The 12640-nt window shown below is 61.6% G+C and carries 10 protein-coding genes and 2 pseudogenes; 9 read left to right on the top strand and 3 right to left on the bottom strand.

Features of this window, described 5'->3' with window-relative positions:
* Positions 1–19: 19 nt before the first annotated feature.
* Positions 20–1165, bottom strand: coding sequence for a DUF2336 domain-containing protein (locus tag AC0L37_RS12560; RefSeq protein ID WP_212658639.1), 1146 nt, complete (start codon positions 1163–1165; stop codon positions 20–22).
* A 378-nt stretch (positions 1166–1543) separates the two neighbouring features.
* Here AC0L37_RS12560 and AC0L37_RS12555 point away from each other — a divergent pair, with 378 nt between their 5' ends.
* The 9 genes and pseudogenes from AC0L37_RS12555 to AC0L37_RS12515 all read left to right on the top strand — a co-directional run bounded on the left by AC0L37_RS12555 (position 1544) and on the right by AC0L37_RS12515 (position 11289).
* A complete protein-coding gene (locus AC0L37_RS12555) occupies positions 1544–2344 on the top strand; it encodes a hypothetical protein (protein WP_473313033.1) in 801 nt (266 codons plus the stop codon).
* Between the two features lie 8 nt (positions 2345–2352).
* Positions 2353–3587 (top strand): annotated as a pseudogene (chrA, locus tag AC0L37_RS12550) (chromate efflux transporter).
* 7 nt (positions 3588–3594) lie between these two features.
* The gene (locus AC0L37_RS12545; protein WP_282220943.1) at positions 3595–4215 is read left to right on the top strand and encodes a LysE family translocator; all 621 of its coding nucleotides are present in this window, start codon (positions 3595–3597) and stop codon (positions 4213–4215) included.
* Positions 4216–4271: 56 nt separating this feature from the next.
* Positions 4272–4652: pseudogene (locus tag AC0L37_RS12540) on the top strand (GFA family protein).
* Between the two features lie 188 nt (positions 4653–4840).
* On the top strand, positions 4841–5242 hold the full coding sequence (locus AC0L37_RS12535) for a DUF302 domain-containing protein (protein WP_435905277.1): 402 nt from the start codon (positions 4841–4843) through the stop codon (positions 5240–5242).
* A 186-nt stretch (positions 5243–5428) separates the two neighbouring features.
* Positions 5429–6472 (top strand): HD domain-containing phosphohydrolase, encoded by a 1044-nt coding sequence (locus AC0L37_RS12530; RefSeq protein WP_282220944.1) that lies wholly within the window; start codon positions 5429–5431, stop codon positions 6470–6472.
* Positions 6473–6481: 9 nt separating this feature from the next.
* Positions 6482–6988 carry a putative pterin-binding protein gene (locus AC0L37_RS12525; protein WP_282220945.1) on the top strand — a complete coding sequence of 169 codons (507 nt, stop codon included), beginning with the start codon at positions 6482–6484 and terminating at the stop codon, positions 6986–6988.
* 65 nt (positions 6989–7053) lie between these two features.
* Positions 7054–9141, top strand: a complete 2088-nt coding sequence (locus AC0L37_RS12520) for an ATP-binding protein (protein ID WP_282220946.1) — start codon at positions 7054–7056, stop codon at positions 9139–9141.
* A gap of 276 nt (positions 9142–9417) precedes the next feature.
* Positions 9418–11289: a putative bifunctional diguanylate cyclase/phosphodiesterase gene (locus AC0L37_RS12515; protein WP_282220947.1), complete on the top strand. Its 1872-nt coding sequence runs from the start codon at positions 9418–9420 to the stop codon at positions 11287–11289.
* Here the strand turns inward: AC0L37_RS12515 and AC0L37_RS12510 are convergent.
* Positions 11278–11838, bottom strand: a complete 561-nt coding sequence (locus tag AC0L37_RS12510) for a DUF1254 domain-containing protein (protein WP_212658629.1) — start codon at positions 11836–11838, stop codon at positions 11278–11280. The two genes, AC0L37_RS12515 and AC0L37_RS12510, sit on opposite strands and share 12 nt — an antisense overlap.
* Entirely contained in the window at positions 11835–12407 is a 573-nt protein-coding gene (locus AC0L37_RS12505) for a DUF1214 domain-containing protein (RefSeq protein ID WP_282220948.1), read from the bottom strand. Before AC0L37_RS12505 ends, AC0L37_RS12510 begins: the two co-directional genes overlap by 4 nt.
* Positions 12408–12640 lie beyond the last annotated feature (233 nt).

Genomic DNA, 12640 nt, shown 5'->3' with positions numbered 1-12640 from the left:
TCCTGTTTCCGAGCCGCGCCTAGCTGGCACGCTTGATGCCGATGCGGGCCAGGGCCTCGATGGCCTGTTCCACCACAGGATTATGCGCTGGTGCAAGGCTAGATGGCGTGCGGCGGCTGGTCTCGGTGAACGGCTTGTATTCTGGCTTGGCCAGTTCGAGCAGGTTCACTTCGCCACGCCAGGCGCTCATCAGATAAGCCATTGCATCCGGTGTGACATTGCCGAACATGGTGGCAAAATCAGCCAGCGCACGCGAGCGATCATTGTCGTGGCTGGTCGCGTGGATCAGCACCTTGAGCCCGTCATAGGCGCTGCAGCCAAAGGCCCGCAGGATCACGAACAGGGCAGAGCCGGTAACGTCATGGGCGATCTGCCCGCAACGCACTTCATCCAGACCGGTAATCTGGCTGAGCAGCTTGGTGACCTCGGGGCGGCGGTTCTCGGAGAACAGCTTCATCAGTGCCTTGGTCAGCTCGGCATTGGCAACGGTCAGCTGTTCGATGGTCTTCTTGATCGGGGCAACAGGGGTTTCGCGATGGGCGAAGGCCTGAATGACCTTGAGACGATCGGTGTCGGAGAGATCAAAGAAGGCCGGGGCCAGCAGGGCCGCGTCGAAGTCGGACCGTTTGGCCAGCGACTCAGCGACCATGTGGTCCATCTGCGCCGAACGGGCCAGGGCGCTGAGATAGGCGCCCCGGGGGACGATATGGGTGTTGGAGGCCAGCGCGCGGTAGACCTTGCGCGAGTTCATCTGGAACAGCTTGGCCAGCACCACATTTGAAAGATCGGGGCGGGCGGCAATGGTTGCAGCGCCCGGCACGTCATAGCGCGACACGATGCTGAGCATGGTCTGCTCGGACAACTCCTTGGCGCCATTGAGGAATGTGTTGAGGTCTTCGCCGATATTCTCGACCACCAGACGCTCCAGCGCTGGCGAGAGAACCTCGGCACGACCCAGAATGGCAGCACCCTTTGCCTTGGCCTGCGGCCCGGCAATCGGGAACAGGCGGCTGGCCAGCGCTTCAAACTGTTCCATTTCGGGAGCAGTCGCCTTGCCGCGCCGCGTATAGGCGTCACACGCCGCAATCAAAAGCGTGTTCGTTCGGTCAATGCCGCCGGTCTCGATCAGCAGTTGAAACGTCTCGTAGGGCTGGAAACCAAGCATTTTATAAGAACCGTCACTTCGGAATCGCATCACATTCGATGTGTACCCACCTTTGCCGCCAATTCGTTAGCAGACTGTTAACCTTGACGATCTCTTAATGGGTTTCGGAAGCACGAGGGGCGTCGTGCTGGCCGATTTGCAACACGAGACGCTGTCCTCAGGGAAAGGGGGAGCGAGTTCAGATGGAGGGCAGCTTGGGAAAGCTCGTCAAATTCGATGGGCGACGGAAGTCGCTTGATACGGGAACCAGAAAACCTGTCGACGCCCAGATCCTGATTTTTACCGGGGTGCGTTATGAACGCGGGACGCCGTCTCTACCTAAGAAGTCTCTCGACCCTCGGCCAAAACGAAAGCGTGGTTGACCGCGTTCGCACAAGCTTGCGCCTGATTACGATTGTCGCGCTGACCGGCCTGCTGGCTGGCTGCATCGCGCGACCTGTCGGCGATTTCGGCCGCGCGCAGCCCAGCTTCACGCATGACACCGCCATGCCTGCGGCCGGCAACGTCATTGCCGGCATGCGCAAAGAGCCCGTGTCCGGCTTCAACAAGACCGACCAGGAAACCGAGATGCACGATCGCGTCTGGCGGTTCCTGATCGCGCCCCATGCCAAGGACTGGCTGTTCGACACCTCGGTCGAACTGCAGCGCACGCGGATCATCCCGCCCAAAGACACCTATTACCAGACCGATCGCTATTACGATTATCTGCGCAAGACGGCCTACCAGTCCTCGCGCACCCGCTACAGCACGGTCGGCGCCAATGTTTCGATCGACAATCAGACTCTGCCAACTACCTTTGCCGCCATCTGCGCGGTGATCGCGGTTGATCAGCAGCGCGCTGCCGCCCTGGCCAGCCTGCGCGCCGACCTGCCTGCAAGTGCCTCTGGCGACGTCGCTGCCCGCAAATATGAGAACGACGCCTATATCGCCTGGTTCGTGCGGGCCCTGAACTATCGCTATGACAGCTATGACTTCGCGCTGGACAGCCTGCTGGTGGAGACACCCCATGAGCAGTCGCTGACGGTGGATGAGGCGCTGCGGCAGATGTCGGTCTATGTGACCCGCGCCAACCGCCATGATTTCTGCGGCGATGGCACCTCGGGACGCGGCAAGGGTAGTGTCGTGATACCGTCACGCTTCCAAAATAGGGGCGACACCGAGATCGTGCTGCAGAAGTAGCGCCTGCCATTCCGGAGCCCGCCTTGGATACCTCACCCGTCAAACCCGCCGGATCGCCGGGCGAAGTCTTTGCCGCCTTTCTCAAGCTCGGCGTAACCGCCTTCGGCGGCCCGATTGCCCATCTGGGCTATTTTCGCGACGAACTGGTCTTGCGGCGCAAATGGCTCGATGACGCCGCCTATGCCGATCTGGTGGCGCTGTGCCAGTTCCTGCCCGGGCCGGCTTCCAGCCAGGTCGGCTTCGCGCTGGGCCTGTGGCGGGCAGGGCCCATGGGCGCTCTCGCGGCATGGGCCGGCTTCACCCTGCCATCGGCAGCATTGCTGATCGCCTTTGCCATGGCCGCAAATGCGCTTGATGGCGCTATCGCTCAGGGCGTGCTGCATGGGCTCAAGCTCGTGGCAGTCGCGGTGGTGGCCCAGGCCGTATGGGGCATGGCCCGATCGCTGACACCAGACCGTATCCGCGCCAGCATCGCCGTATTGGCGATTGCCGTCATGGTGCTTGTACCCGGCGCGCTGGGGCAGGTGCTGGCTATTGTGCTGGGTGTGATCGGCGGGCTCTGGCTATGTCGTGATCTGCCGATTCCCGGCTCATCGCCGGTTCATTTCCCCGTCAGTCGCCAGACCGGCTTCACTGCCCTTGTTCTGTTCGCCGTGTTGCTGCTGGGGCTGCCTGTTCTGGCCGGCATGGCCGATAACCACGCCATGGGGATGATTGACGCCTTTTATCGTGCCGGATCCCTGGTGTTTGGCGGCGGCCATGTTGTGCTGCCGCTGCTCGAAGCCGAGACGGTGGCGCGGGGCTGGCTGACCGCCGACAGCTTTACTGCCGGCTATGGCGCGACCCAGGCCGTGCCCGGTCCGCTCTTCACCTTCGCTGCCTATCTGGGCGCTGCCCAACCCCCATGCCTAATGGTATTGGCGGCGGCCTGATTGCACTGCTTGCGATCTTCGCGCCGGGTTTTTTGCTGCTGGTCGGCGTGCTGCCCTTCTGGAACACAGTGCGCACGCGTCCGCTTGCACAAGCCGGGATGCGGGGCGCCAATGCTGCCGTGGTCGGTATTCTGGGCGTCGCACTCTACAATCCCGTTTTCACCAGCGCCGTGCTGGGACCGATCGACTTTGCTCTGGCCGTCGCAGGCTTTGTATTGCTGGTCGCCTGGAAGGCACCCCCATGGGTGGTGGTGCTGGCGCTGGCCGTGAGCGGCGGGGTGCTGGGTGTCCTTGGCATGGTGGCAGTCTAGCACCGCCATGGACCCAGCCCTGTTCATCAAAAGCTTCATACTGGGCCTGGCTATCGCCGCGCCGCTGGGTCCAATTGGCGCGTTGTGCATCAATCGCACGCTCGAGCGCGGTTTCTGGGCTGGCATGGTTGGCGGGCTGGGCACCGCTTTGGCCGACGCACTCTATGCCACGCTGGCTGCGCTGGGTTTTGCCGCTTTTGCGGCGCTGCTGAGCCATGTCGACGGCCCCATGCGGCTGGTGGGCGGGATGTTCATGATCTGGCTGGGCTGGCGGAGCATGAGGCCCAAACCGGCACCAAAGGCGGCCCGTATTGGCGCCGGGGACCTGCTGGGCACCCTGTTGGCGACCTTCATGCTCACGCTGACCAGTCCACTGACCATTGTCTCGTTTACCGCCATCTTTGCCGGGCTGGGACTGGCCAATGATGCGCGGGACGGCGGCGCCGTCATGGTCGTTGCCGGTATCTTCCTCGGCTCGCTGTGCTGGTGGGCCCTGCTCAGCGGCGGCGTGGCGCTGGCCCACCAGCGTCTGCCGGCCGGTTTTGCAGGCTGGGTCGCACGACTGTCCGGATTGGTGCTGATCGGCTTTGGCGTTCTGGCCATCAGTTCTCTGGCGTGGATGGGCTAGTTCACCGGCGCAAAACGGTTCAATCTCCGCCCATTCTTGTCTGAAGGGGGACGATCATGCATTCGGGATCCTGCCTGTGTGGCGCCGTGCAGTTCAGCGTTGCGGGCGACTTGCCCGAGGCATCTGCCTGTCACTGCACCATGTGCCGCAAACACACCGGACACTACGAAGCCGGTGTCGATGTGCCACGATCATCGCTAACCGTGACGGGCGACGACAAGATCACCTAGTTCAAATCATCGGACAAGGTGCGGCGCGGCTTTTGTGCTGTGTGTGGATCCTCGCTGTTCTTCGATCCGGTCCACCTCGACTGGATCGGCATCATGATGGGGGCGTTTGACGGCCCGACCGGCACCAAGCTGGCCCTGCACATCTTCGTGGCCGACAAGGGTGACTATTACGAAATCGCCGATGGCCTGCCGCAGAACGCACAATAGCGGCGACCCCGGAGAAAAAACCAGAGGCCCGTGGCTGCGCAATTTGACCTGCCTCAATTGCGTTTGAGTAAAACGGCATATTGTAGCGGTACGGGATGGACCGGCTTTTGTCGGAACGTGCGTGTTCCTGAGGCGTTTCCTTCGTGGCGATTCAGACGCAGAACGCCCCAATCCCCTTTGCCGTTCAAATGCTGGAGATCGATATGTACACCTTTAACAAGACCCTTGCCGATACCACGTTCGAGGCCGCGATCGATCGCACCAGGGCGGCGCTTGCCGATAAGGGCTTTGGTGTGCTCACGGAGATCGACGTGCAGAAGACCATGAAGGCCAAGCTTGACGAGACCATTCCGGGCTATGTGATCCTTGGTGCCTGCAATCCGAAGATGGCTTTTGAGGCGCTCAAATTGGAGCCTCGGGTCGGGGCCATGTTGCCCTGCAATGTTATCGTCCGCGAACTGGACAATGGCGGCGTTGAAGTCAGTGCGATTGACCCCGTTGCATCCATGAGCGCCATCGAGAACGCGCAGTTGCAGTCGGTTGCAGGGCAGGTCCGACAGATGCTGTCCGATGTTGTCGAAGCGCTCTGACCGCTGGGGCCTAGCTTAGGTAAAGACCTGACATCAGTTGTTTTCAAGCGTTCATCGTCCTGCAATGGCGCAGGGCGATGATACATTGTGACGTCTGTTCAGTAATAAACGGGAAAGCCTACGCGCCTTAACAGAATGAATTCCGCAACGGAATTTATTATGCAGGGTCTCACTAGGAGATCCAAGATGCGCGTAATGGTCGTTGAAGACAACAGCTCCAACCTCGCCGTTATCTGCCAGCTGGTCGGTCGGCTGGAGCATGTTCAGTGCACCGGTTTTGCGGACTCGCTGGACGCCCTGGCAGCACTGTCCGAATCCGTGTGGGACCTGGTCATCGTCGACTACCTCATGCCGGGCATGAATGGGCTGGAGCTGATCCAGGAGATGCGTGCAACGGCGATGCACACCCATGTGCCCGTGGTCATGATCACTGCGGACCGCGATCGTGCCCTGCGGCTGCAGGCCATTGCAGCTGGCGCTACTGACTTCCTGACCAAGCCGGTCGATCCGTTTGAATTGCGGGCCCGGGTGACAAACCTGCTGGATTTGCGTCAGGCCCAGAATGCGCTCGCCAAGCGCAGCGAAGACCTGCAGGTGCGGGTGGACCGCGCCACGCGCCATTTGCAGGAGCGGGAAGAGGAAGTGGTGTTCCGGCTGGCGCGCGCCATCGAGTTTCGCGACGGGGAGACCGGTCAGCATATTGAGCGCGTCGCCCAGATTTCGCAGTTCATCGCAGAAGAAATGCAGCAGAGCGAAGCCTTTGCCCGCACGCTGGCTCTGGCTGCGCCACTGCACGATGTCGGCAAGATTGGTGTGCCCGACGCTATTCTCAACAAGCCAGGCCGGCTGACCGATGAAGAGTTCGACATCATGCGCACCCATGCGGCGATCGGTGCAGAAATTCTCTCTGGTGGCAGTTCAGATCTGGTCCAGATGGCCGCCATTGTAGCGCTGGGCCACCATGAACGGTGGGACGGCAAAGGCTACCCCAATGGTCTTGCCGGCGACGCGATTCCCCTGGCCGCGCGTATCACTGCAGTCGCCGACGTGTTTGACGCGCTATGCAGCGAGCGCCCTTACAAGAAGGCTTGGTCGGTCAACCAGGCGCGCGCCGAAATCAATCGGTGCGCAGGTAGCCAGTTTGATCCCAACTGCGTAGCCGCCTTCGAGCGCGCCTGGGGGCGGATCGCGCCGCTCACGGCTGCCGCCAAGCTTCAGACCGCAGCCTGAGAACAGCCCATGCACACCCGTCTCACCACCCTCGCCATTGCCTTTGTCGCGTTCGCTGCGGTGCCTTCCCAGGCTGTGCCGCTGCAAACGCCTCAAGGGCCGGTGTTGCTGACCGTCACCGGCAACATCGCTTACACCAATGCAACTGGCCGCGCCGAGTTTGATCGCGCCATGCTTGATGCATTGCCGCAGCATACCACAACCGCCACCACGCCCTGGTATGACACCGCGCAGAGCTTTACCGGGCCAGAAGCCCTGGCCTTGCTCGAACTGGTCGGCGCCAGCGGCACCACCGTGACCGTCACGGCGCTGAACGACTATTCGGCTGATATCCCCTTCGCGGATTTCGAGAACTACCGCATCATACTTGCCAACCAGATTGACGGGCAGCCGCTATCGGTGCGTGACAAGGGGCCGTCCTTTGTCATCTACCCCTTCGACCAGGACGAAGAACTTTACAACGAAGTCATCTTTGGTCGCTCCGTCTGGCAGGTCACCTCGATCGCGGTGAAATAGGCATGGCTGGCAAGGCGATAAAACTTCGGCGCAAAGTGACGCGGCGGATCGGGTGGAGCATCATTGTGCTCACCGTGGCCAGCGCGATCATGCTGGCATCGGTGATCTGGCTCGTTTTCGGCATTGATGAGCGCCAGAATGCGCAGGCGCAAAGTGTGCGCGAGGACGCCGTGTGGGCCGCCTATCAGGTCGATCGCGAAACCTCACGTCTCATTGAAGCGGCCATGCATGCCAAGGTCGACAGCACCGTGGATGAGCTGCTGCTGCGGTTCGACCTGCTCTATAGCCGTATTGGCCTGCTGGGCGGCGGTAGTTATGCAGTAGTCTTTGGTGCCGGGTCTGACGTCGGCGACAGCGCGCGCGCAGTAAGCGATCAGGTGCTCGCTCTTACCCCTGAACTGGATGCTCTGGCCACCAATCCAGAGCAGTTGGCGACCCGTATTGATGCGATAATCGCCGCCGCGACCGAATTGCGCAGCGCCACAGGCAACTTGATCGTCGCGGCCAATGCTGCAGTGGGAGAAATCCGCGTCAACGAGCGCGAAGCGACCATGCAGGCCTATGTTCATATCGGCTTGGCAATGGCAGCGCTCACCATAGGGTTGATCCTGACTGTCGTCATGCTGGCGCTGCAACTGGCGCATCTTTCGCGCAATGGTCGCGAGGTCGAACTGCTCAGCCAGAAGAACGCACGGGCGGCCCGCGCCGCGCGGGCGGCCAGCGAAGCCAAATCCATCTTTCTGACCACGATGAGCCACGAAATCCGCACTCCGCTCAACGGCATTATCGGCATGGCCGACGTGCTGGCCGACACCCCGCTTGATACCGAGCAGGCCGAGCAGGTGGGCGTGATCCGCCAGTCCGGTGACATGCTGCTCGACCTGATCAATGACGTGCTCGACTTCTCCAAGCTTGAGGCTGGTGCCATCCAGTCACAGCCCCAGCACTTCGCGCTGGCCGAGGTGATGGAATTTGTGCGCAACATGATGGCGCCTCGGGCAAAGGCCGCGCAGCTGCAGTTCAGCTTTTCCTATCCCGATGTCACCCTCACCGCTGATCCGGCGAAGCTGCGCCAGGTGCTGGTCAATCTGGTTGGCAATGCCCTCAAATTTACCGAGCATGGTGCGGTCAGCATCGTTGCCACGATCGCCGACGGCGTGCTGCGCTGTCGGGTGGAGGACACCGGACCGGGCATTGCAGCAGGCGATGTGCGCCACCTGTTCAAGCAGTTCAGCCAGCTCGATAGCTCCAGCACCCGCGTGCACGGCGGCTCCGGGCTTGGACTGGCGATCTGTCGGGGGCTGGTCGAGGCTGTCGGCGGCCAGATCGGCGTCGACAGCACGCCCGGCCATGGCAGCAATTTCTGGTTCACGCTGCCCGTTTCGGCCGTCGAGGCGCACGAGCAGCAACCGGATCTGGCCGCCATGCCGCTGGAAACCCTGCCGGGCCTGTCACCGAGCCGACGCGAGCCGGCCGCCAGAACCGGGCGGGTGCTGATTGTCGATGACAATGCCATCAACCGTCAGGTTGCCGGGGCTCTGGTCAAAAAGATGGGGCTGCAGCCGGTCTACGCCCATAATGGCGAAGAGGCCATTGATGCGATCGCCATGGGTGGCCTGGATCTGGTGCTGATGGACATGCAGATGCCCGTGCTCGACGGCGTCACCGCGACCAGTCATGCCCGTGCTCTGGGGTTCAACGTGCCCATTGTCGGGCTGACCGCCAATGCGATGACCGAGGACCGGCAGGCCTGCGCCCGCGTGGGCATGGACGATTTCATCGCCAAGCCGGTAACCCGCGCCAAGCTCGAGGCCACCCTGTCGCCATTGCTGCACCAGCTAGAGAACCGCCCGCTCGATCTGACCCCCAGCGATATCGATCAGGACTACCAGAAAACCCTGATCGAAGAACTGGGTCCCGACAGCTTCAGGCAGCTTGAGGTGCAGTTCAAGACCGATGCCGTGCACTTGGTTGACCGCGCCATTGTCGCACTCGGCCAGAGCGATGAATTCGCGCTCAAGAGTGCCCTGCATACGCTCAAGGGCGCCGCGCTGGCACTGGGCTATTCGGCAATCGCTGCCAGGGCCGATGATCTTGGTGCCGGTCCGCTCGATCGCGAGCAACTCGAAACGCTCCGGCGCGATGCGGCCTGAGCGGCATGTAGTCTGACATGCTGTAATTTTCCGGCGTCCGTGCAAATATATGCATGGGTAGGATATTGGTAACGCTGTGCGCATTTGACGAGCTTAAATGCAGATAAGCGACTGTATTTCCCCAATACTGGTCCGCCATTAAATATTGCTTCGGACAATCTGCTTACAACGAAAGGCTTGAACAGGGACGCGCCAAGAATGGCGGTGACGGAATAGATGAAGACTGAGCGCGGGCCAGAAGGCCAGACAGCCGCATCCGTTTCAACGGTCGATTCTGTGAGCGTACAGAAGAGTTTAGCCGAGCACATCGCCGTTGCTTACCGGCCCCTGCATCGTGGCTTTCTGATTGCCACGATGGCCTACTATTCCTTCGTCACCTTCGCCCACTTTCCCGATGAGAGCGGCATCACACTTGTGGTTATGGCGTCCATCTCGGCGGCGACGGCGCTTTATTCCGTTTTGCTCTGGCGCATTGTCGAAACCCGTCAACTATCCGTCGGCGGGCTGGAACTCCTCAATGGTGTCCTGCATCTGCTGATGCTGCTCAACGTGCTGGCCTATCAGCTGGCGCACTACGAACCAGCCAAAATGGTCTACTTTCCCCTTCTGGCTGTGGCCTTTGCCATGTCGTCGGTGACCCAACGTTCAGTCCTGATCAGCGTTGCCGCTGCGCTGGGTTCAATGCTGCTGGTTGCGCGGAGCAGCGAACCCGCCAGCTTTGGACCCTACATCTTTATCGCGATCGCCTCGGCGGTGACCTGTATCGGGCTCTCCACCCTGCTGCGCGGCGTGGTGCAGCGCGAGGTGACGGCGCGCATTCGCAGCGAAGCGGCGCAATTGGCCACGCTCGAGCTGTCCGAAAAGAGCGCCCGTTTGGCCAATATAGATTTTCTGACCGGTCTGCCCAATCGCCGCCACTTCATGCAGATGCTCACCGATATGGTCGAGCAGGCCGACGGGGTTGTGGTGTGCATTGTCGATCTCGATGGCTTCAAGGGCATCAATGATGCCTATGGCCACGCCGCTGGCGATCAGGTGCTGGTCGAAGTGGCGCGCCGACTGCAGGGGGACGGCCGGCTCAAGCCAGCCGTAGCCCGCATTGGCGGCGACGAGTTCGGCATTCTGCTGCCCGGCAAGCCTGACGCTGAGATTTTGCAGGGTTGGTCGCAAATGCTGATCACCCAGCTCAAGCAGCCCTTCTATCTCGATGCCGCGGTCGCCCGACTGGGCGGTTCACTGGGCATCGCGGAATCGCTTGAGGGTGATTCCGCTGAAACCATTCTCGACCGCGCCGACTACGCCGCCTATGAGGCCAAGCACCATCACAAGGGTGGCCTTGTCGTCTTTGGCGAACAACACCAGGCCACGATCAGCCACACCCACAAGATTGAACGAGCGCTGCTGCAGGCCAGCTTCGAGCATGAACTCGTGCCGGTGTTTCAGCCCATCATCAATATCGCGACGGGCAGGCCTGAAAGCTATGAGGCGCTGGCGCGCTGGCACAGTCCCGAGCTGGGCCAGGTGTCGCCGGCCAGCTTCATCCCGATCGCCGAACGGCTGGGCCTGATCCCGCGTATTACCCAGTGCATGGTGCGCCACGCGCTCGATCTGGCGGCCAAACTGCCCGATCAGCAGCGTGTCTCGGTAAATCTCTCAATGCACGATCTGGCCTCGGCCGATGCGATGTATAACCTGTCGGCCATTCTGGCAGCATCTGATCTCAAGCCCTGCCGCATCGATTTCGAGATTACCGAAACCGCAGTGATGCACGATAGCCAGGAGGCCACCACGGCGCTCAACGTGCTGCTGGCCCATGGCGCGCGCATCTCGCTTGATGACTTCGGCACTGGACATTCCAGCCTGTCGCGCGTGCAGACGCTGCCGCTGAACCGGATCAAGATCGATCAGTGTTTTGTCGCCAATGTCGAAACCAGTCGGGCCAGCCAGGCCATCGTCAAGACCACACTCGATCTGTGCCAGAACCTGGGTATTTCCTGCGTGGTTGAAGGCACCGAGACGGCAGAGCAGATTGCCGCTCTGCGGGCGCTGGGCGCGACCATGTTCCAGGGTTACTATTTCAGCCGCCCGGTCAGCGCCGCCGTCGTGCTCGAGGGTCAGAGCAAGAAGCCGCGCTCCTCAGCTGCCTGATCGATCGGCCCGATTGCCGCAACCGGTTTGAGCCAGCACATCGGCGAAGCGGGCGCGCATGGCCTGATGGGGCGGCAGCAGGCGCACCAGCGCGAAGATGTTGTCATCATCGGACTCCACCACCAGCAGGCCTTCGGCCACATCAAGCTGCTGCTGCGCGAGCAGGCGGGTTTGCGCGGCATTGAAAATGCCCATTTCCAGCGTTTGGCCGATGCCATCGCGATTGGTGGTCGAATAGGTCACCACGCCGGCTTCGTTGTAGATCGCAACCGACCAGTATGCCTCGGGCAGCACGCCGCTGATATAGCCGGGGCCCTTGGCCAGATCGAGCTGACACACCCCGTAGATCACCTCGGGGTCAAGGCCGAGTGGGTTGGGTTCGCCAGGCGCGATCTGCGGCAGGATGGTGACGCGATCAACCGCATCAATGGCCGCGATGCGGGTCCACACGGTGTCCTCATCGAGCCGGGGCAGGGTGAGGATGACGATGATGTGGATGATGCCGCCCAGCAGCACGCCTCCAGCCAGCCAGAGCAAAAGCCGCATCATGAACAATTGCCCCGGATAATGGTGGGCATGGATTCATCACTCGAAAAGCCCGAGAATACGGCGGTGTCGTACAGGGTCAGGACTAGGCTGAACGGCCCCGATCCGGTCAGCTCGAGCCAGTTGCCCGGCATCAGCGATGTGCCGATTCCGATCTCGATAGAGCCATCATTGAGCCGTGCCAGACCCGAGGAACGCATGGCCATCTGCGTGTCGGGCGCCGCGATGTTGCGCCCTTGTGCATCAAGCGCCACCAGTGTCCAGGCCGTCGCCAGCGGCGTATTGCCCTTGACCCGGTAGCTGCATTCTCTCGTCAGTGGCTGCTCGTCACCATCCACGCTGGCGCTGAAACGCAGCCCTTCGGCTTGCCCGAGCTGCAGCGTGGCCTCGCGCGCCAACAGGCCGCGCGTATAGGGATTGGGGGCATCGGAGCCGACATCTGGCCAGGCGGTCCAGGGGCCCACCTGCACAGCGCCAAACAGGCGGCCATCGGTCAACGCATAATAGCTCAGGCCGAACCCCACGCTGAGCGCAACGGCAATCATCATCAGCAGATAGAGGACAAAGCGCACGGTCTAGCGGCTCTGGTTGAAAATCGGCATGGGCAACACGGACCTGCGCGGAGTGGCTGGCTTTAGCCTATAGCAAGGGGCCGGGGCGGGCGGAAGGGTCGATGCACTGATCAGCCCAGATCATCCATGCTCACACCAAGCGCCTCTGCCAGCTTGCCGCGCGTCGCGACCGAGCCAGTCTTGCGGCCTGCCGCGATATCGGCGATCTAAACACGGTTCACGCCCGATTGTGC

The organism is Devosia sp. J2-20 (assembly GCF_055808475.1).
Note: the sequence above shows the minus strand (reverse complement) of the source record. Positions and strands in the feature narration are given on the sequence as shown.

Excerpts from the sequence above, each read along its gene's own strand:
- AC0L37_RS12560 (WP_212658639.1), bottom strand. The coding sequence starts at position 1,165 with ATGCTTGGTTTCCAGCCCTACGAGACGTTTCAACTGCTGATCGAGACC.
- AC0L37_RS12525 (WP_282220945.1), top strand. The coding sequence starts at position 6,482 with ATGCACACCCGTCTCACCACCCTCGCCATTGCCTTTGTCGCGTTCGCT.
- AC0L37_RS12530 (WP_282220944.1), top strand. The coding sequence starts at position 5,429 with ATGCGCGTAATGGTCGTTGAAGACAACAGCTCCAACCTCGCCGTTATC.
- AC0L37_RS12545 (WP_282220943.1), top strand. The coding sequence starts at position 3,595 with ATGGACCCAGCCCTGTTCATCAAAAGCTTCATACTGGGCCTGGCTATC.
- AC0L37_RS12535 (WP_435905277.1), top strand. The coding sequence starts at position 4,841 with ATGCTGGAGATCGATATGTACACCTTTAACAAGACCCTTGCCGATACC.
- AC0L37_RS12510 (WP_212658629.1), bottom strand. The coding sequence starts at position 11,838 with ATGATGCGGCTTTTGCTCTGGCTGGCTGGAGGCGTGCTGCTGGGCGGC.